Source organism: Xanthobacter sp. ZOL 2024 (assembly GCF_052932325.1).
Window position 1 is genome coordinate 3,786,959 of sequence record NZ_CM128808.1, and the last position, 19,651, is coordinate 3,806,609.

Genomic DNA, 19,651 nt, shown 5'->3' on the forward strand with positions numbered 1-19,651 from the left:
AGACTCTCAACTCGCGGGGAGATTTCGGCGGATCCATTCGGATGTCTCGATGACATCCGAATGGGCCAGTTCATGACCTGCCGAGATATCCAAGAAATCCACGCGAGCGCCCCTTGCCATAAAGGCATCCGCCAACGCCCGGAAATTGCGGAGATGGGAATCGTCGCGCCCGCCGAGCACCAGCACGCCGGTGGCCAAGAGGTCGACGGTCGGCGGGTCTTCCAGCGGCTGAATACCACGCATCAGGACCGCGTGGCGCACGAGACCAGGATGAAGCTGGACGATCGCCGCCAGCATGTTGGCGCCGTTGGAATAGCCGAGGAAGACGAGTCTATCGGCGTCGAGCCCGTAGCCCGCGACGGCGCCTTCGACGAAGGCCGAGAACGCCTCGGATTCGCTGCGGATATCCGCCTGGTCCAGCCTTCCGGCATCGAGACGACGGAACCAGCGATGGGTGCCGACCTCGGTCGCCCGGCCCCGCACGCCAAGCAGCACCGAACGCGGCGCGATCCGCCGGGCGATCGGCATCAGGTCGGCCTCGTTTCCGCCGCTGCCGTGCAGCAATACGAGCGTCGTGCCGTCGGGATCCTCCGGCCGGTTGAAGCGGTGGATAAAGGGGAGGTCGCGCGTCGGAAACCTCTCTTCGCCGGGCAAGGCGAATTGCGGCAGCATCGCCTTCAGATCCTCGGCGCGAGCCGAATCATGCGGCGGGACAAACAGGGTCTGGCCGAGTTCGTCCGGGGGTTCGTCGACGGTCATGCCCGGTGCGTCGGTCGCATATTCCATGAGTATTCCCGCCGGGTCGCGGACATAGAGCGACAGGAAATACTTCCGGTCGTACACCTCGGTCGGCCCGTGCTCCTTCAGCGAAAGCCCCATGGACCGGATGGCGTCGGCGTCCGGCGCGCGGAAAGCCACGTGATCGGGCACCCCGGCTCCCGCCGTGGACGGCACGAAGCCCGACACGTCCCTGATGTCGACGACATCGGTATCGGAAGCCAGGCGCTCGGTCAGGCCGTCGCGCGCGCTTTTCCTGTAGCCGAAGCGTGCCACGAAGCGTGCGGTTTCCGGTGCCCTGTCGGTCAGGAGCGTGATGCCGCGCAGCCGGGTGGGCGCGCCGGGAAGCGAAGCCGGGGTCGCCATATCGACGCCGACCAGCTTCACGATCAGCCCGTCCGGGTCCTTCAGCCGGAGGACCGACTCGCCGAACTCGCGGAAGGGGCCCTCGAGCGGAACATGGGCGGCGAGCGCCCTGGTGAGCCAGTCGCCGAAGGAGTCCGGAGGAACCGCGAGCGCCACTTCCGCGACCTGCCCGATTCCCGTGCTGCCGCGGCCGGCGGCTTCCCAGACGAGGAAGGTCAGCAGCGAGCCCGGGCTGCCCAGTCGATCGCCATAGATGAGGTGCAACTGCTCGCCATCCGCGAAACCTGCGGTCCGCTTCACGAGCCTGAGACCGAGAAAGGCGACATAGAAATCGACGTTCGCCTGCACTGCGGCCGTGATGCCGGTGACGTGGTGGATGCCGCTCGTCATTGTTCTCGCGTCCTTCGGCGGTCAGCCGCCCGCTTCGCGAGCGAGTACCTTCTGCACGCCCGGATCGGTAGCCAGCCCGTCATGCAGGGCCTGCACGTTGCGGTATTCTTCGAGGCCGCCGGGCAGGAGCCTGATCGCCCATCGGATCATCGGGAAGGCATAGGCGTCAATGACCGAGCGCCCGCCATCGAGCATGTGCGTCCGCCCTTCGAGATGGCGGTCCAGGATGCCGAACCGCTTCGCGACCAGCCTGTGCCCTGCCTCGACGACCGCCTTCCGCGCCGCTTCGCCCGGGTCGCTCGTGTAGCGATGCGGCATGAAGACCGGCCAGAAGGCGGCGTGAACGTCGGAAGTCAGGAACGCCGACCAGCGATGGGCCTCGGCCCTCGCGCGCATGCCCTCGCCGCCGGCCAGGCCGGCTTCGGGATGCTTCTGGGCGAGGTAGTCGAGGATCGCGCCGGCCTGCGTCAGCAGCCATCCGTCATCCTCGCGAAGGGTCGGCACGGCGCCGGCCGGATTGACGGCCAGAAGCTCCTTCGAGCCATACCGGACCCTGACGGCTTCATAGGGCGCGCCGATCCATTCGAGAGCGATGTGGGGCGCCAGCGAGCAGGCGCCTTCGGCAAAATAGAGGGTCGGCATGGCGGCTCCCCGGAGTGCTGCGCGGAACGTTCGGGCGTCTCAGATGACCGGGGTTCCGATCCTCGCCCGTCCGGTACGCCCTTCCTCGGGATCGAACATCGAGACGCCGCCCTGGGCCGGAACTGCCGGGGCCTCGTTCTGCAGCACGTCCCAATGCTCGGCGAGCTTGCCGTCCTCGATCCGGAAGAGATCGATCACGACCTGCGGCGTGTCCGCCCAGCCGCGGATGCGGCCATGGATGGCGACGAGATCGCGCTCGGCCACCATGATGCCGGGCTCGTAGAATACATCCTTTGCGAGCCCGGCAACGAGAGCCCGCACGGCGTCGCGGCCCTGGGGGATGTCGGGATTGTGCTGGATGTAGTTGCTCGCATAGAGCCGGTCCACCGCCGAGGCGTCGTGACGCTGGAACAGTGAGGTCATCGCCTCGAGCACCAGCGCCCTGTTGCCGTGAGGGCGATCGTCGAGGGCGTGATCGGCCGGGCGCGTGATCGCGATGGTCCCGGTCATCCGCAGGAATCGGCCGCCGGGCAGCGTCGCATGCGAATGGACCAGTCGGCGATCGTAGTCCTGAACGTTCGTGACGGTTGCGCCGCTCTCCTCCTGCCAGCTTACGGCGAAGAGGCTGTTGCCGAGCGGCACGACGTGGATGTCGACCGTCTCCGTCCGGGCGAACGGCCCCTCCTTGATCTCGAACCTCAGCTGGGTTGTCGAAAGCAGGGTCAGGCTGACGCCGAAGTCGGGATAGGAGACATCCATTTCCAGCCCGACGGGAAAACGAACGATCAACATCGAGAAGGTCCTTTGCGTCAAGGTGCGGCCGGCGCGCTCCGCGGCGGCCTTCCGTGCGTGCCGGCTAGGCCTCAGGAAAACGGGTAGCGCAGGCTGCCGGCCGCGAAGCCGGGAGGGGACAGCACGACCTGCCGCGAGCCATCGGCGAATTGGCCGACGCCGTGACCCTCGATGTCCTGAAACTGCACCTGCAGCACGCGAGGCTCCCGCCATTCGCCTCTGGCGCCGAACCGGACGGGACCCATCACGGTCTGGAAGGTCGCCTCGCGCGCACAGGCTGACAGGCGCTCATCACCGAGGCCTCCGACCGCCTCCACCGCCTGGGCGACGACCTGCATCTGCGCATAGGCAAGCGGGACCATGTAGTGCCCCAGCGCGTCGACATCCGCCTCGGATGCCCGGGTCCGATAGGTTTGGAGCAGGGCGGATACCCCGGCGAACATCATGCTCGGTGCCGGTACCCAGTACTCGTAATTGACGAAGCCGTTGAGCAATGGACCGAGCGTCGTCTTCACCGTGGTGTTCTGCGGGCCGATCATCGCCCCGCCCACCATCTTGGGACGGAACGCGTGGGCGCGGATGGCGCGCACGAGCCCGATGGAATCGTCCAGATAGGAGCACAGCCAGAGCAGGTCGCAACCACTCTCTGCGACCGCGTCGAGCACGGGCTCGAAGTTCTCGGTCGCCAGGGGATAGGTACGTTCGAAGACCACGTCGAAACCGTATGCCCTGGAATTGGCCTTGGCGCCGAGCACGGGATTGCGGGAAAACTCGGCGTCGGCCGAGAGCAGGGCCACCGTCCGCGGACGCGGCGTCTGCCCGGCGGCAAGCGCGAAGAACCCCTCGGTCAGCGCCGCATTCGGATCGGGGCCGGTCGGGATCATCGCGAAGTAGTTGGGATAGTCGAGGGTGTTGTTGACCCCGAGCCCCATCAGCCCGACGAAGAATCGGCCGCGCTCCATGATCAGGGGCATCGCGGGCAGGATGGTGTTGGTGCCGTAGCCGCCGATGACGAGGTCGACGCCGTCGACTTCGATCAGCCGCCGATACAGCTCGGGGACGCGCGACGCATCGGCTCCGTCGTCATGGCAGAGGAGTTCCACGGGGCGGCCAAGCAGGCCGCCCCGTGCGTTGACGTCGTCCCGCCAGATCTCGTGCGCCAGCCGCGCCGACCTGCTGTTGCCCACGAGCGGACCCGACAGCGACAGGCAATAGCCGATGCGAATGGGACTGGATCCAGCCATGACCTGCCTCAGCCCTGCGCAGGGGGCGTGGTCGCGAGAAGTTGAAGTTCCCAGGCGAAGGCCACGCCGCTGCCGCCGCCATTCTCCAGCAGGACGTTGGACACACTCGAAGCCGTCTTCTCGCGCGCCCAGTCGCGCTGCCATTCGGACGCCACCGCCATCCAGGTGATCGGCACCGCGCCCGCGGCGACCATGCGGCGCACGGCCATGTCGTGGGATTCCTTCGACACGCCGCCGGAGGCGTCAGTGACGATGAAGACGTCGTAGCCCTCGGCCAGCGCCTGGATGGTCGGCATCGCCAGGCAGACTTCGGTCCACAGCGCAGCGAGGATCAACTGCTTGCGTCCGCTCTTCTTCACGATCTCCGTGACGGCGGGGTCTTCCCACGTGTTGATGAAGGTCCGGTCGATCGGCTTCTGGTCCGGAAAGACGTCCTGCAGACCCTTGATGAGATAGCCGCCGCGCGCTTCGAGCACCGTGGTCAGGATCGTGGGTACCTCGAAGACCTTCGCCGCTTTGGCGAGACCGATGACGTTGTTTATGATCAGCGTCGGCTCATGGCTGTTCATATTCGCGAACTGAAACGGCTGGTGGTCGATCAGCACGAGAAAGCTGTCTTTGGGGCGCAGAAGGGCGTCGAGGCCGTTCTTGGCGGTCATGATAATTCCTTTCGATGATATGACGCGTCAGGCGTCAGGCGGATCGATGAAGACGTGGAGGCTCGCGATGCGTCCGGCCTCGAAACGGGCGACGTCCATTCCCGTTACCGCGATGGGGCCTTCCGGCGGCCCCGAACGCCAGCGCAGGCGGGCAAGCCCGTGGTGGCCCACGCCTGGGCCGAGCGCCGAGAAGACGAAAGCCGGCGGCAGGCTAGCCCGCAGCTCCGCGACCGCATGCGCGATCTGGTCATGGCCGGTCGCGATGCTGGCGGGCTCGTAGAGAACCGCATCCGGCGCATAGAGCTCGCGGATCGCGGCGGCGCGCAAGGTGGCGTCCCGCTCGCCGAAGACGCGCTCGAGATTGGCCTGCAGGATGCCGTCGTAATCAGCCGCGTGCGAAGTCATGGACCACCATGAAAAGCTGGTACCGTGGACGACACATGTCGTCCCGAGTGGCGATTTGTTATCGTGGTGGTGTCCGGATGGCCCTGTCCGATCCTGCGATCGGCAGTTCGATATTGCTGCGAAGAGCGGCCTCAGCTTTTCCGCTCGCGCCGCCAGGCTGCCGGCGCGCCGCCGGTGAGTTTCCGGAACGTCCGTCCGAAATGCACCGCGTCGGCGAAGCCCGTCGCCTCCGCGACCTCTTCGAGCGATGCGTCGGTATCCAGCAACTGGGCCTGCGCTCGCCGGATGCGCGCATCCAGCTGCCACTGATAAGGCGCCATGCCCGTGGAGGCCTTGAACGCCCGGCTGAAATGCGAGGGCGACAGACCGGCCAGCTCTGCGAGATGGGTGAGTTCCACCCGCTCTGGCAGACGAGCGTCAAGGTAATCGAAGACCCGGCGCAAGCGCCAGGGCGCCAGCCCGCTACCGTCCTCCATCCGCGATGGCGGCGGCAGCGAGAAGAGCCTTGCCGCGATCGCTGTGGTGAGCCCGTCGCAATAGAGCTGAGTCGAAGGATCGGTATCGCCGACGGCGTCGGACAGGAGCCGCACGAGAGTCCAGAGCCGCTCGTCGGCAAATCGCAGCCGCGGTGCGCTGATCAGGTCTTCCGAAAAGACCGAGCCCATTGTCTCGTTGAGCTTCCCGAGATCGAAGCTGAGCGTGGCGTCCCGGACGAATCGCACGTCGGCGGTATAGCCCCACATCTCCAGCCCGGCCGGCGCGAAATGCATGTGGCGCGGCATATGGTCGATGGGATTCGGTCTGTTCGGGCGCAGTCTCGGCTCGCAATAGCCGCCGACCTCCTCTAGCACGACGCTCAGCCGTGTCTCCTCGGTTTGCCTGAGCTTGTGGGAGACCTGTCCGACGCAGTGGAAGCCGGTCACGTCGATGTGCACGCCGTTGTACCCGCCCTGAAGGGCCTCGACGCTCACCACGTTCTCGGGCAGGCCTGTGTTCTGCTGCATGGTGATCACCGTCCTGTGCTGGGCGAGCCGGGATTGGCCGGTCCGCTTGCGTTGCCGCGGTAGAAGGCAGTCTCGTCCCCGAACGCGCCCGATTGATGGAGGGCCGCTGCGCTCGCGAACATGCCGGCGCGATCGGCCGCGTTTCCGCGCGCGTACCGGCCTCGATCGGACGCGACGACATGCGCTCGGCGGCCGGAGCGGACCGCGCTTTCCTGCGGCGGTCTAGCTCCGCGGCCTGCCATGGGTCGGCGGTGTCGTCAGCGGCTCCGCCACGGGCTGCAGGATCAACTTGTCGCTGCCCGACATCGCGTCGCCCTGCACCTGCTCGGCCAGCCGTTCCGTATCGCGCCGGCGGATGTCCCCGGCGGTCTCCTCGATGTCGACGTCGGCGAAGCCCAGCGTCCGCAGGCCCTCCGCCCCCATCAGATAGGCGGACTCGACCGTCTCGCGGACCTGATAGTCGACCCCGGCGCGGATCAGGTCCACGGCATGTCCGCGGTCATGGCTCCGCACCAGCAGCCGGGCCTGCGGAAATTCGTGCCGTGCCAGTTCCACGATCTGCATCGCGGCCTTGGGATCGTCGACGCAGATCATGATCGCGTCGGCCATCTCGGCGCCGGAATGGCGGAGAACGTCGAGCCGGGCACCGTCGCCGAAATAGACCTTGAAGCCGTATCGTGCCGCGTCGCGGATCCGGTCGGGATCCCTGTCGATGACGGCGAGGTCGACGCCCCTGGCGAGCAGCGCCTGCGAGGCGATCTGGCCGAAGCGGCCGAAGCCGACGAGAAGCATCCGCCCCTTCAGATCGCGGGCGACGTCGACGCCGTCCATCGATTCCCGAGCACGAAGCAGCCTGTCCGTGGCGATCATGAGCAGCGGGGTCAGGGCCATGGACATGATCACGACGGTGGAGAACAGCGCGCTCTCCCGCGCGTCGATCACGCCGCCCGCCATGGCCGCCGCGTAGAGCACGAAGGCGAACTCGCCGCCCTGCAGGAACATGGAGGTGCGGTGCAGCGCCTGGTGGCTCGTGCCGCCGAACAGCCGGGCGACGCCATAGACCACCGCCCCCTTCGCCACCGTGAACGCGGCCAGCATCAACAGCAGCAGCCGCCACTCGGCCGCCACGACGGCGAGGTCGAGCGACATGCCGACGGCCAGGAAGAACAGCCCCATCAGCAGGCCGCGAAACGGCTCGATGTCGCCTTCGATCTGGTGGCGGTAGCTGGAACTCGACAGCATCACCCCGGCGAGAAAAGCGCCCATCGCCATGGAGAGACCGGCGACCTCCATCAGCAGCGCCGCGGCAAGGACGACCAGCAGCGCGCCCGCCGTCAGGACCTCGCGCGTCCGTGCCCGCGCCAGCAGGGCGAAGAACGGGTTCAAGGCCCACCGCGATACCACCAACAGCACGGACAGTGCGCCCGCCGCCGTCAGGATGCCCGTCCATCCCGCCTCGCCGTCCGAGAGGGGCGACAGGAAGGCGACCACCGCCAGCAGCGGCACGATCATCAGGTCCTCGAACAGGAGAATCGCGACCGACTTCTGTCCCTCCGCGCTCGACAGCTCGCCGCGGTCCTGCAGCACCGACATGATGACGGCGGTCGAGGACAGGACGAAGCCCGACCCGGCGATGAAGGCGACCGTGGCCGGAAAGCCGAACACCACGGCGCCCGCCAGCGTCAGGGTCGCGATCGCGCCGGCGACCTGGGCGAGACCGAGCCCGAAGATCTGCCCGCGCATGGCCCAGAGCTTGGGCGGGCGCAGCTCCAGTCCGATCACGAACAGGAACATCACGACCCCGAGCTCCGAGAAATGCAGGATGGACTGCGCGTCGGTGAACAGCCCGAGCATCGACGGCCCCACCAGCAGGCCGGCCGCGAAATAGCCGAGGACCGAGCCGAGCCCGAGCCGCCGGAACAGCGGCACGGCGACCACGGCCGCCCCCATCAGCACCGCCGCGGGAGCGATGGTCTGCCCGAGGCTCAGATCCGCCATCAGGACACCTCTCGCGCGGCCTGAGCCGTATTGGTGCGGGTGGCCGCCCGGACGCACGACGCGACGTCGCCGCCGAGGAGCTCGATCGAGCGCTTCATCGCCGCTGTCTCGAGCGCGGCGGTGCTCATCTGGAAGGTGATGCGCGAGACGCCGCCGAGCGCTTCGCAGGCGCGGAGCATCTTGGCCGCGACGGTGTCCGGATCGCCGACGAGGAATGCGCCTTCCGGACCGGCCATGGCGTCGAACTGCGCCCGAGACGGGGTCGACCAGCCGCGCTCGCGGCCGATGCTCCCGGTCAGATGCGCCCAGCCGGGAAAGAACGCGTCCCTCGCCGCCGTGTCGCTCTCGCCGACGAAGCCCATCGCATGAACGCCGACCTTGAGCGTTTCCGGGTCGTGACCGGCGGCGGCGCCGGCCTTGCGATAGAGATCGACGAGCGGGCGGAAGCGCTCGAACGTCCCGCCGATGATCGCCACCATCAGCGGCAGGCCGAGTGCTCCGGCGCGCGCGAAGGACTTCGGCGTCCCGCCGACGCCTACCCAGAGCGGCAGCTGCGGCTGATGCGGGCGCGGGTAGACGCCCTGTCCCTTCAGCTCGGCGCGGAAGCGACCCTTCCAGATCGGGTGGGCCGTCTCGTTGAGCTCGCGGAGCAGATCGAGCTTCTCCGCGAAGAGCTCGTCGTAGTGCCGGGGATCCATTCCGAACAGGGGATAGGCCTCGCCGAACGAGCCCCGGCCGACGACGATCTCGGCGCGACCCCTCGCGATCAGGTCGAGGGTCGCGAATTCCTGGAAGATCCGGACCGGATCGGCGGCGCTCAGCACCGTGACGGCGCTCGTCAGTCGGATCCGGCTGGTGCGGGCCGCGGCCGCGGCCAGGATGACGGCGGGCGCCGAATCGAGGAATTCGGCGCGATGATGCTCGCCGATGCCGAAGACATCGAGCCCGACCCGATCGGCAACCTCCACCTCCTCGAGCAGGTCGGCCATGCGATCGGTTGCCGAAGGCGGCTTGCCCGTCGCCGGGTGGGGGAGGATCGCGGCGAAGCTGTCGATTCCGATTTCCATGACTGATCCTTGCAAGCTCGCCCGGCGATGCGCCGGCGGGACACGGGTTGGAGGACGACGCGCGGGCGGATGGCGCTCCGTCCGGGACAGGGCGGGCAGGTCTCGGGTCTCGCTCGCGATTCCGGACCCGCCTGCCCGGCGAGCCGGCTAGATCTCGAGCGCCCGCAGCAGGCGTTCCAGATCGCGCTCGCCCTCCCTGGTCTGCGCTCCGGCCTTCAGCCCGCCGCGGATCAGCTTTTCGGCCGCGGGGCGCTGGAAGAGTCCGGCCTACGCTTCATGCTCGCGACCATAGCCGTCGCGAAGGTCTGAGGGGGGCATGGCCTTCTTGGCGGCCGCGATGACACCTTCGGGCAGGGCGGCGATGTTGCGCGCCAGCCGATCGACGAAGCCGTCGAGCTCCGCCGCCGGCAGCGCGCGATTGATCCAGCCATAGCGTTCGGCCGTCAGAGCGTCGATCAGTTCGGCACCGAGGATCACTTCCAGTGCGCGGCCGCGCGTCATCCGGCCCGACAGATATTGGGTGGCGCCGCCTCCGGGCGTGATGCCCATCAAGGCCTCGCACTGGGCAAGCCCGGCCCGTCCTTCCGCGGCGAAGGCCATGCCGGCCGCGGCGACGAACTCCGCGCCGCCGCCGCGAGCGAGACCGGCGAGCTTGACGATCGTCACCTGCGGCTGCTGGCGCAGAAGCTCCCCGAAAGCCTGGAACGGATTGAGGTCGCCGGGTGTGTCGCGCGCCAGATCGTCGAAGGCGTGCGGCTCGTCGATCAGCGTCATGTTGACATGGGCGATGAAGAACTCCGGATCCGCGCTCTCGAACACGATGACGCGGATGTCGGGGTCGTCGCGCAGCTGCAGGAGAACGCGGCGGATCTCGCTCATCAGGGGAACGTCGAGGACGTTGACCGGCGGATTGCCGATCGTGATCGTCGCGACGCCGCCGGCCCGTGACAGGTGGAGCGTGCGGAAGTCGGTATCGGTCATGGTGGGTCTTTCTCTTCCGAAGGGTTCCGGAACCTCCGTCCGTCGCTTCCATGGCGGCGTGACGCCGGGCCTTGGGCCGGTTGGCCTATTCCCGGGCTTCCTGCCAGTGGGGATAGGTGACGTAGGCGGTGAGCGCGCCCTCTTCGTGTGAGCGGATCGTGACCGTCTCGCCCCTGGGCATATGGACGATCTCGCCGGGACCTGCGGTGACGATGCCGGATCGGCCCGACACCGAGAGCCGTCCCTCGAGGACGACCATCACATCATCGACGGCCATCGTCTCCGCGAGCGTCTGGTCCGGCCCATAGCGCCCATAGCCGATGGTGACCGGGGAGCCGTGGCGCTGGTCGAGCAGATTGCCGACAAACACCTCCCCGTCCTGTCCCGGGCTGCGCTCCAGCGCCGCGTCGGTGACGGTGAACTTGCGGACTTCCATGGGGCATTCCCCCTTTTTGCGGTTTGGTCGAGCCTCGGCCTGAATTCCGCCGAGCGCCGGCGCGACGCGCCCACCCGGCCTTCTTCGTGGCTTTGCCGGCCGGGTCGCGTCCGGCGATCGCGCCGTCTGTGCCGGTCAGTCCGGAAGGGGAATGTGCTCGGCCCGGTCGTCGGCCGGCAGGTCGAAGCGGCCATGGCCCCAGTCCTGCGCGCGCCATTCGGCCTTGGCCTGTTCGATGCGCTCCTGTGACGACGCGACGAAATTCCACCAGATGTAGCGGGGGCCCGGCAGCGTGGCGCCGCCGAGGATCATCAGGCGCGCACCCCGGTCGCCGGCCCTGACCGCGATGCCGTCCCCGGGACGGAAGACCATCATCCGGCCGGCCTCGAAATCCTGGCCGGCGATCGAGATCGAGCCCTCGACGATGTAGAGGCCGCGGTCCTCGTGATCCTGCGGCATCGGCAGCCGGCTTCCGGCGGCGAGCGTCACGTCGGCGTAGAAGGTCTCCGAATACAGGGTCGCGGGGGCCGTCTGACCATAGGCGGTCCCGAGGATGAGGCGGACCGAGACACCGCCGTCCTCGATCACCGGCAGGGCCGGCGCACCATGATGCTCGAAGAGCGGCGCCATATCCTCGTTGCGCTCGGGCAGCGCCAGCCAGGTCTGGATGCCGAACAGGCCGTTCGGCCCGCTTCGGGCGGCGGCGGACGTGCGCTCGGAATGGGTCACCCCGCGCCCGGCGACCATCCAGTTCAATTCGCCCGGACGGATGATCTGGTCGGCCCCGGTGCTGTCCCGGTGATGGAAGTCGCCGCGAAACAGGTAGGTGACGGTGGCGAGGCCGATATGAGGGTGCGGCCGGACGTCGACGCCCTGTCCGGTCAGAAGTTCGGCCGGCCCGGCCTGGTCGAAGAAGATGAACGGTCCGACCATCTGCCGCTGCGGCGCGGGCAGGGCGCGCCGGACCTCGAAGCCGCCGAGGTCGCGTGTTCGCGGAACGATGAGGGTCTCGATCGCGTCGAGGCCTGCTCCATCGGAGGAGCCGGGTTCGATCGCTGGGTTCCAGCTCATGCGTCTTGTCCTCTCCGGGGCTGCAGGCGGCATCGCCTATTGCAGATACCAGCACGAAGAGTGGCGAGCGGCTGCGTTCCGGACTAGGTCCTCAATGCGCCACGCTGTGTTGCGGCAAGTGGAACGCACCGGTCGCCTTCGTCCGGCTGGATCAACGCCGCCGCGCCGTTCTCGACAGGGTCTCGCCCGGTCGTGGACTTAGGCGTCCAGCCCCCAGACGTCCGGATTGCGCGCGAAGTAGTCGATCAGCATCTCCGTGAGCACGCGCACCTTCAGCGTCGGATGCGGGCTCGGCGGGCGGACGACATAGGCGGCTCCCGGAGGCGCCGGATAGCGCGTCATGATCGGGACCAGCGCGCCCGAGGCCGTATAGTCGTGGATGATGCAGATGGGTAGCCAGGCAATGCCGAGGCCGGCCGCCGCCGCGGAGGCGAGCGCCGTGGCGCTGTCGGCCTTGAACCTGCCCTGCGGCTGGACCGTGACGATCCTGTCGCCGTCCATGAACTGCCAGGGTTCCGTTCCCTGCATGAGCGCCTCGTGCCCGGCGATCTCGTCCGGCATCTCGGGCGATCCGTGCGCCTCGATATAGTCCGGGCTCGCGACCAGCTTGCCATGGATCGGCCCGACCCGCCGGGCGATCAGGTTGGAGTCCTGCAGGTAGGCGCCCCGGATCGCGCAGTCGAAGCCCTCGGCGACGAGATCGACGTAGCGATCGCTGTAGGAGGCATGGATGTGGAGCTGCGGGTGCAGGCGGGCCATGTCCGCGAGCACCGAGGCGAAGTGGGTCGGCCCGAAGGTCAGCGGCATGGCGACCCGCAGCCGGCCGCGGAGGTCTCCGGTCGGCAGGATCGTTTCCCGGGCGGCGTCGATCTCGGCGCTGGCTCTGGCGGCATGGTCGCGGAACATCACGCCCGCTTCCGTGAGCGCGGCGCCGCGCGTCGTGCGTGCCAGAAGCTGCACCCCGAGTTCTGCCTCGATGCGCAGAAGCCGCCGGCTGACGATCGACTTGGAGACGCCGAGCCGGCGCGCCGCGGCCGATACGCCACCCGCATCCGCGACCGCGACGAATGTCTGCAGCGCCTCGATGTCCATTTCGGCGTTCCTCGTTCGGCGACACAGCTAGCCGGACTATGGCACTAGCCCGGCGCCGAGGGGAATGCCGAAATGCGTCGACGATGTTCAATCAGGAAGGCACCCCATGGGCTTTGTCACGACCGACGACGACGTGCAGATCTTCTACAAGGACTGGGGCCCGAGTGACGCCCGGCCGATCGTCTTCCACCATGGCTGGCCGCTCAGTTCCGACGACTGGGACGCGCAGATGCTCTTCTTCCTGTCGAAGGGCTATCGCGTGGTGGCGCATGACCGGCGTGGCCATGGTCGCTCCGCCCAGGTCTCCGAGGGTCACGACATCGATCATTACGCGGCCGACGCCTTTGCCGTCGTCAGGGCGCTGGACCTGAAGGGCGCGGTTCACATCGGCCATTCCACCGGCGGCGGCGAGGTGGCGCGCTATGTGGCCAGGTTCGGCGAGCCGGCGGGCCGGGTGGCCAAGGCCGTCCTCGTCGCCGCCATTCCGCCGCTCATGCTGAAGACCGGCGACAACCCCGAAGGAACGCCGAAGGCGGTCTTCGACGGCTTTCGGAGCGCGCTGGCCGGCAACCGCGCGCAGTTCTTCCGCGATGTCCCTGCGGGGCCGTTCTACGGCTTCAATCGGGATGGCGCGACGGTGCACGAGGGCGTGATCCAGAACTGGTGGCGCCAGGGCATGATGGGGAGTGCCAAGGCGCATTACGACGGCATCAAGGCCTTCTCGGAGACCGACCAGACCGAGGACCTCAAGGCGATCACCGTTCCGACCTTGGTGCTGCATGGCGAGGACGACCAGGTCGTCCCGATCGCCGCCTCGGCCCTGAAAGCGGTCAAGCTGCTTACGAACGGCTCGCTGAAGACGTATCCCGGTCTCTCGCACGGAATGCTGACGGTGAACGCTGATGTGCTGAACGCCGACATCCTGGCGTTCGTCGGGAGCTGAAGTGGCTGTCGGCGCCGTCCCTTCAAGCGAAGGACGGCACCGTAAAGAAGCATAAGCGACCTTCAACGAAAGACCCTCAGCGCGCGCTCAGCTATTGGACATCGCTCAACGCCTTAAACACGGGAGCAAGAGCTTGAAACGCCGAGTGTGGGCCTGATACGATCAGCTTTTGAAGGACTTTACATAATCCTGAAAGGAAGGGCAGACTGCTCCCGCGAGGTAGAAATTGAGTAGGCCAGCACAATGGGAGTGAAAGACGAACGAGAGCAACAATTAAGCAACGGCGAAAACCGCCGCCAAAACTACGCTATCGCCGCCGTGTATAGCCGTCATTCCCACTCGATTGTTCCCGGGGGCTTCGAGGTCACGTCGTAGACGACGCGGTTCACGCCGCGGACCTCGTTGATGATGCGGGTGGCGGTGCGGCCCAGGAAGGCCATGTCGAAGGGGTAGAAGTCGGCCGTCATGCCGTCCACCGAGGTCACCGCGCGCAGGGCCAGCACGTGGTCGTAGGTGCGGCCGTCGCCCATCACGCCAACGGTGCGCACCGGCAGGATCACCGCGAAGGCCTGCCAGATCACGTCATAGAGGCCGGCGAAGCGGATTTCTTCCAGATAGATGGCGTCGGCCTGGCGCAGGATGTCGAGCTTCTCACGGGTGATGCCGCCCGGGCAGCGGATGGCAAGGCCGGGGCCGGGGAAGGGGTGGCGACCCACGAACGTCTCCGGCAGGCCGAGCTCGCGGCCCAGCAGGCGCACCTCATCCTTGAACAGCTCGCGCAGGGGCTCCACCAGCTTCATGTTCATGCGCGCCGGCAGGCCGCCCACATTGTGGTGGCTCTTGATGGTAACCGAGGGGCCACCGGTGAAGGACACGCTCTCGATCACGTCGGGATAAAGCGTGCCCTGGGCGAGGAAATCAGCGCCGCCCACCTTCTTGGCCTCGGCTTCGAATACGTCGATGAACAGCTTGCCGATGATCTTGCGCTTCTGTTCGGGATCTTCGACGCCATCGAGCTCCTTCAGGAACAGGTCGGATGCATCCACGTGCACGAGGGGAATGTTATAGTGGCCTCGGAACAGGGAGACCACTTCGTCGGCCTCGCCCTTGCGCATCAGGCCGTGGTCGACGAACACGCAGGTCAGCTGGTCGCCGATGGCCTCGTGAATGAGCACGGCAGCGACCGAGGAATCCACGCCGCCGGACAGACCGCAGATGACGCGGCCGGCGCCCACCTGCGCGCGGATCTGGGCGATGGCCCGCTCGCGGAACGCGCCCATGGTCCAGGTGCCTTCCAGCCCCGCCACCTTGCGCACGAAATTGGAGAGCAGGCGGGCGCCATCGGGGGTATGCACCACCTCGGGATGGAACTGCACGCCGTAATACTTGCGGGCCACGTCGGCGATGGCGGCGAAGGGGGCGTTCTCCGAGGTGGCGACCACCTCGAAGCCGGCCGGCAGGGCGGTCACGCGGTCGCCGTGGCTCATCCACACGGTGTGGCGCTCGCCCGGCTGCCAGACGCCGTCGAACAGGGGCACCTGCGTCTTCACGGTGAGCTCGGCGCGGCCGAATTCGCGATGGTGGCCGGCCTCCACGGTGCCGCCGAGCTGGGCCGCCATGCACTGTTCGCCATAGCAGATGCCGAGCACCGGCACGCCGGCCGTGAAGGCTTCCTGCGGCGCCTTGGGGCTTTCGCCCTCTATGACCGAGGCCGGGCCGCCGGAGAGGATGATGGCCTTGGGCCGCAGCCGGGCGATGGCCTCCGCGCCCTTCTGGAATGGAACCACCTCCGAATAGACGCCTTCCTCACGCACCCGGCGGGCGATGAGCTGCGTCACCTGGCTGCCGAAATCGATGATGAGGACGGTGTCTTGAGCGGGAACGGTCATGGGGCGGCGGCTTTCCGACTGCAGGGAGTTGGCGCCTCCTTTAGCCGGAAAGAGCGGTTTGCAAAAGCGAGGCGAAGGCGGGGCTGGGTTGTGCCGCCGCTATTTCTGCGCCGGGCAGGGCACCGGCACGCCGCGCGCCCAGGTCTGCTGGCGGCTGCCCGCCGCCAGCTCGCGGGTGGCCTGCACCTGGAAGCACTGGCCAAGCTCAAGCACGCGCAGCACCTGGCTCCAATCCGCCGGGCCGGGCCGAACATTGACCTGCCATTTCGTGCGCAGCACGGTGCCCGCTGGTGGCGCCGCGCTAAGAGCCGCCCCGCCTGCGCCCACGAAATTCACATCGACGTTCGTGGCATCAGGGCCGAGGAAGCCCAGCGCCACCCACATGGCGCTGTCGGCGGTTGACGGACGATCCGTGGGGGTGGCGGCGCTGGAGGTGTCGTTGGCCTGGACCACGGCCACGGCCCGGATCGCGTCGAGAATAGCCCGTCGCCGGCTTTGGCATTCCATCGGCAGCAGGTTTACCCGAACGTCAATGTCCTGGATCTGGACCGTTTGGCCCGCATAGCGGTCCACAAGGCGCTCCGTCATGGTGAGGCAGGAGGCCGCCAGATTGAACTGCTGCTGCGTCTCCTCGCGTTGCGCGGCCCAGAGGGCGACGAGGGCGCCCACAATTGCGCCGATCAGCACTTGAAGCACGGGAACGAAGCGAATCAGAAAGTCCATGAGCGCCACCGCCAGCATCACCCTCCGCCGGGAGGGTCCCTCACGGACGGTGATGCTATGCGAGTGTCGATCAGATTTACAACTAAAACGTGCTACACGCGCTTCAGCACGCTGACGAAGAAGCCGTCGGTGCCGGTTCGGCGCGGCGTCATCAGCAGGCCCTCGCGGCTGGTGAGCGCGGCGTCGCGCAGGGCAAGGCCCCGTTCGCCGAGGGCCAACACGTTCTCGGTGGGCAGAATGACCGAGAAGTCTGGCCGCTTGGTGAGAAACGCGCGGATCTGGGCGCCGTTCTCCTCATCCAGAAGCGAGCAGGTGACATAAGCGAGCCGCCCGCCCGGCCGCACATATTGGGCGGCATCCTCCAGAATACGGGCCTGGTCGGCGGTGCGCTGGGCCAGGGCGCCGGGGCGCACGCGCCACTTGGCATCGGGGTTGCGTCGCCAGGTGCCGGTGCCGGTGCAGGGGGCGTCCACCAGCACCAGATCCATGCGGGCCTCGAGATCAGCCAGAACCTTCTCCGCGCCGCGCGGCGCGCGGACCTGCACATTGCGCACGCCGGCGCGGGTCAGCCGCTCATGCATGGGCTTCAGCCGGCGAATATCGGCATCGTGGGCATAGAGCTGGCCGCTGTTGTCCATGAGCGCGGCGAACTCCAGCGTCTTGCCGCCGGCCCCCGCGCACAGATCGAGCACCTGGCTGCCGGGCAGGGGCTGGGCCAGGATGGCGGCAAGCTGCGAGCCTTCGTCCTGAACCTCCACCTCGCCCTTGAGGAAGGCGGGTTCCGCCGTCACCGGCGGCGCCTTGCCGTCGGCGCCGAGGGCGATGCGCAAGGCAAGGGGTGAAAAGCGCCCCGGCTGGGGGTTGAGATGGGCCAGCGCCGCGGCGGCCGCCTCGGGTGTCCCCTTGAGGGTGTTGATGCGCAGGTCGAGGGGGGCGCGGGTGGCCAGGGCCTGGCCCTCGTCCACCACCTCGTCGCCGAACACGTGTCGCAGGGAGGCGTGGAGCCATTGAGGATAATCGCCGCGCACGAACGGCGGGGCGCCGGCCAGGCTGGGCTCGGTGAGCTGCTCGCGCTCCCGGTCGGTCAAGGCCGCCGGCGCATAGCGGGACCCGTCCGCCAGGGCGGCGATGGCCGTCACGTCGAGACCGCGCATCACGCTCAACATGCCCAGTACCAGGGCGCGGGGCGCCTCGGAGCCCATGACGGCGGCGGATGAGGCGCGCCGGCGCAGGGTGTCATAGACCAGTCCGGCAATGGCGGCGCGGTCACCCGAGCCGGCGAAGCGGTGCGAGAGGCCCCAGTCCTTGAGGGCATCGGGCGCGGGCCGTCGGCGCGCGGAGATGTCGGCCATGACCTCGATGGCGGCGGCGATGCGGGCGGCTGGGGTCACGGCTGGCGCTCCCCGGCCGCAACCAGGCCGCGGGCGGCGGTTTGCGCCATGAACAGGTCGAGGGCGTGGGCCAGCTTCTCGTCGATGATGTGCAAGTATTCGGTCCAGTCTTCATAGCGGGAGAGCGTGCTCTTCCCGTCGCTGATGCCTCGCAGGCCAATGATGGGCAGATGGAAGCGGCGCGCCGCGCGCAGCACGGCGAAGCTCTCCATGTCCACCATGTCCTCGGCGATCGCATCGTAAGCGGCGCCTGAGATGATGGCGCCGCCGGTGGAAAGGGACGCGGCAGGAATGCCTTCGATATGGTGTTCAAGGGTGATCACCGCCGGCTCGTCGAGAAACGGGGTGCGCCCCTTCTCGACGCCGAGGGGCGAGGCATCCATGTCGCGATAGGCGAGGTGGGAGACCTGGTAGACCTCCGCATGGGCGAGCCGCCGCGATCCGGCCGAGCCCAGGGTGAACACCACATCCGGCAGCTGACCCGCGTGATCAAGGCGGGCCAGGGCGCGGGCGGTCTCCACCGCAGCCTCCACCGGCCCGACGCCGGTGATGAGCGGGGCGATGCGGGCCTGAAGATGTGGTCCATACTCCTGGCTCGTGGCCATCACGAACAGCACGCGATGGCCGCCAATGCTCAGGAGATGGCGGGTGGGGTCGTCCATCGGCTCACCTGAAGGGGCAAAGTGCGACTCCTCCGCCGCGCGGCGGCGTCTGTCAATCGGCACAGCTTCAGATGTTGAGGAGAATGGAAAGCGCGAACGCCGCCCAGGCGAGGGCGAGCACCACCAGCGCCACCAGCTCGGGGCCGCGGTGACCGCGCCCCGCCGGCGCCAGCCCGCGCACCGCATCGGCCAGCACGAACAGCCAGGCCAGGACCAGAAAGATGATGTCCGCCTTGTGGGTGACGAGGGTCAGCACCGTGAGGGTGGCGAACAGCAGAGACGACAGGGTGCGCCCCTGCGGATGCCCCGGCGGGTCCATGGCCGGCTGCTGGCGCTGGCCCACCAGGGCGGCCAAGAGCAGCCCCAGCAACAGGGCCACATGAACGAACAGCGGCAGCAGGATCATGGCGACGGACATGGACGCTCCCATGGGGTTGGCCTTGGAGATGCAACCCCGCACGGTGCCGCTTCGTTCCCTGCCCGGGCCGAGCGAAGGCCTAGCGGGGGCGCGCCAATGGCGGTAGGGGAGGCAAGTGCGCCCATCGCGCCACATTCGGAGGAACACGCCCATGCCGCTCTATGCCCTCGATGGTATCGCTCCCGAGCTTCCGGCTTCCGGCAATTTCTGGATCGCGCCGACGGCGGTGCTGATCGGCAAGGTGATCGTCAAGGAGGGTGCCAGCATCTGGTTCGGCTCCGTGCTGCGCGGCGACAATGAGCCGATCGTGGTGGGGGAGGGGAGCAACATTCAGGAAAACTCCGTGCTCCACACCGATATGGGGTGCCCGCTGACCATCGGCCGCAATGTGACCGTCGGGCACAATGTGATCCTGCATGGCTGCATCATCGGCGACAACAGCCTGATCGGCATGGGGGCCACCGTGCTCAACCGCGCCACCATTCCTGCCAACAGCCTGGTGGGCGCCGGCGCCCTGGTGACCGAGGGCAAGACCTTCCCTGAGCGCTCGCTGATCGTCGGTTCGCCGGCGAAGGCCGTGCGCAGCCTTGATGATGCCGCCGTGGCGGGGCTGGAGAAGAGCGCTCTCAGCTATCAGAACAACGGCCGGCGCTATACCGCCGGCCTCGTCCGCATCGATTGATGTCTGGCGACTGAGGGGA

20 protein-coding genes are annotated in these 19,651 nt (G+C 67.8%); 2 read left to right on the forward strand and 18 right to left on the reverse strand.

From position 1 onward, the window contains the following. Positions 1 to 6 precede the first annotated feature (6 nt). The 13 genes from ACU4E7_RS17295 to ACU4E7_RS17355 all read right to left on the reverse strand — a co-directional run bounded on the left by ACU4E7_RS17295 (position 7) and on the right by ACU4E7_RS17355 (position 12,924). Entirely contained in the window at positions 7 to 1,533 is a 1,527-nt protein-coding gene (locus ACU4E7_RS17295) for a VOC family protein (protein ID WP_447019610.1), read from the reverse strand. Between the two features lie 21 nt (positions 1,534 to 1,554). Beyond that, entirely contained in the window at positions 1,555 to 2,175 is a 621-nt protein-coding gene (locus ACU4E7_RS17300; RefSeq protein ID WP_447019611.1) for a glutathione S-transferase family protein, read from the reverse strand. Positions 2,176 to 2,214: 39 nt separating this feature from the next. Beyond that, positions 2,215 to 2,967 (reverse strand): nuclear transport factor 2 family protein, encoded by a 753-nt coding sequence (locus ACU4E7_RS17305; RefSeq protein WP_447019612.1) that lies wholly within the window; start codon positions 2,965 to 2,967, stop codon positions 2,215 to 2,217. A 71-nt stretch (positions 2,968 to 3,038) separates the two neighbouring features. Beyond that, positions 3,039 to 4,211 carry an amino acid ABC transporter substrate-binding protein gene (locus ACU4E7_RS17310; RefSeq protein ID WP_447019613.1) on the reverse strand — a complete coding sequence of 391 codons (1,173 nt, stop codon included), beginning with the start codon at positions 4,209 to 4,211 and terminating at the stop codon, positions 3,039 to 3,041. Between the two features lie 8 nt (positions 4,212 to 4,219). Further along, entirely contained in the window at positions 4,220 to 4,870 is a 651-nt protein-coding gene (locus ACU4E7_RS17315; protein WP_447019614.1) for a hydrolase, read from the reverse strand. A gap of 27 nt (positions 4,871 to 4,897) precedes the next feature. Then, positions 4,898 to 5,275: a nuclear transport factor 2 family protein gene (locus ACU4E7_RS17320; protein ID WP_447019615.1), complete on the reverse strand. Its 378-nt coding sequence runs from the start codon at positions 5,273 to 5,275 to the stop codon at positions 4,898 to 4,900. Positions 5,276 to 5,406: 131 nt separating this feature from the next. Beyond that, entirely contained in the window at positions 5,407 to 6,279 is an 873-nt protein-coding gene (locus ACU4E7_RS17325; RefSeq protein WP_447019616.1) for a helix-turn-helix domain-containing protein, read from the reverse strand. Between the two features lie 222 nt (positions 6,280 to 6,501). Then, the gene (locus ACU4E7_RS17330; RefSeq protein WP_447019617.1) at positions 6,502 to 8,277 is read right to left on the reverse strand and encodes a monovalent cation:proton antiporter-2 (CPA2) family protein; all 1,776 of its coding nucleotides are present in this window, start codon (positions 8,275 to 8,277) and stop codon (positions 6,502 to 6,504) included. Beyond that, positions 8,277 to 9,344, reverse strand: a complete 1,068-nt coding sequence (locus ACU4E7_RS17335; protein ID WP_447019618.1) for an Atu2307/SP_0267 family LLM class monooxygenase — start codon at positions 9,342 to 9,344, stop codon at positions 8,277 to 8,279. The genes ACU4E7_RS17330 and ACU4E7_RS17335 overlap by 1 nt, the downstream gene beginning before the upstream one ends. Positions 9,345 to 9,611: 267 nt before the next feature. Further along, positions 9,612 to 10,325: an enoyl-CoA hydratase/isomerase family protein gene (locus tag ACU4E7_RS17340; protein ID WP_447019619.1), complete on the reverse strand. Its 714-nt coding sequence runs from the start codon at positions 10,323 to 10,325 to the stop codon at positions 9,612 to 9,614. Positions 10,326 to 10,410: 85 nt separating this feature from the next. Then, positions 10,411 to 10,761 (reverse strand): ethanolamine utilization protein, encoded by a 351-nt coding sequence (locus tag ACU4E7_RS17345; protein ID WP_447019620.1) that lies wholly within the window; start codon positions 10,759 to 10,761, stop codon positions 10,411 to 10,413. 135 nt (positions 10,762 to 10,896) lie between these two features. Further along, on the reverse strand, positions 10,897 to 11,832 hold the full coding sequence (locus ACU4E7_RS17350) for a pirin family protein (protein WP_447019621.1): 936 nt from the start codon (positions 11,830 to 11,832) through the stop codon (positions 10,897 to 10,899). A gap of 198 nt (positions 11,833 to 12,030) precedes the next feature. Further along, complete coding sequence (locus tag ACU4E7_RS17355; protein ID WP_447019622.1) at positions 12,031 to 12,924, reverse strand: LysR family transcriptional regulator; 894 nt, start codon at positions 12,922 to 12,924, stop codon at positions 12,031 to 12,033. A gap of 106 nt (positions 12,925 to 13,030) precedes the next feature. On the opposite strand from ACU4E7_RS17355, the gene ACU4E7_RS17360 reads away from it, so the two are divergent. After that, positions 13,031 to 13,867, forward strand: a complete 837-nt coding sequence (locus ACU4E7_RS17360; protein ID WP_447019623.1) for an alpha/beta fold hydrolase — start codon at positions 13,031 to 13,033, stop codon at positions 13,865 to 13,867. A gap of 329 nt (positions 13,868 to 14,196) precedes the next feature. Here ACU4E7_RS17360 and guaA read toward each other — a convergent pair whose 3' ends face one another. From guaA to ACU4E7_RS17385, 5 genes are all read right to left on the reverse strand, one after another. Continuing rightward, positions 14,197 to 15,756: a glutamine-hydrolyzing GMP synthase gene (guaA, locus tag ACU4E7_RS17365; protein WP_447019624.1), complete on the reverse strand. Its 1,560-nt coding sequence runs from the start codon at positions 15,754 to 15,756 to the stop codon at positions 14,197 to 14,199. Between the two features lie 99 nt (positions 15,757 to 15,855). Then, positions 15,856 to 16,497, reverse strand: a complete 642-nt coding sequence (locus tag ACU4E7_RS17370; RefSeq protein ID WP_447019625.1) for a hypothetical protein — start codon at positions 16,495 to 16,497, stop codon at positions 15,856 to 15,858. Between the two features lie 74 nt (positions 16,498 to 16,571). Further along, entirely contained in the window at positions 16,572 to 17,870 is a 1,299-nt protein-coding gene (locus ACU4E7_RS17375) for an RsmB/NOP family class I SAM-dependent RNA methyltransferase (protein WP_447019626.1), read from the reverse strand. Next, positions 17,867 to 18,532, reverse strand: a complete 666-nt coding sequence (locus ACU4E7_RS17380) for a 5'-methylthioadenosine/S-adenosylhomocysteine nucleosidase (protein ID WP_447019627.1) — start codon at positions 18,530 to 18,532, stop codon at positions 17,867 to 17,869. Before ACU4E7_RS17380 ends, ACU4E7_RS17375 begins: the two co-directional genes overlap by 4 nt. 67 nt (positions 18,533 to 18,599) lie before the next feature. Next, complete coding sequence (locus ACU4E7_RS17385) at positions 18,600 to 18,950, reverse strand: hypothetical protein (protein ID WP_447019628.1); 351 nt, start codon at positions 18,948 to 18,950, stop codon at positions 18,600 to 18,602. Between the two features lie 151 nt (positions 18,951 to 19,101). Between ACU4E7_RS17385 and ACU4E7_RS17390 the strand changes: the two genes are divergently transcribed. Then, positions 19,102 to 19,632 (forward strand): gamma carbonic anhydrase family protein, encoded by a 531-nt coding sequence (locus ACU4E7_RS17390; RefSeq protein ID WP_238122728.1) that lies wholly within the window; start codon positions 19,102 to 19,104, stop codon positions 19,630 to 19,632. Positions 19,633 to 19,651: the final 19 nt, after the last annotated feature.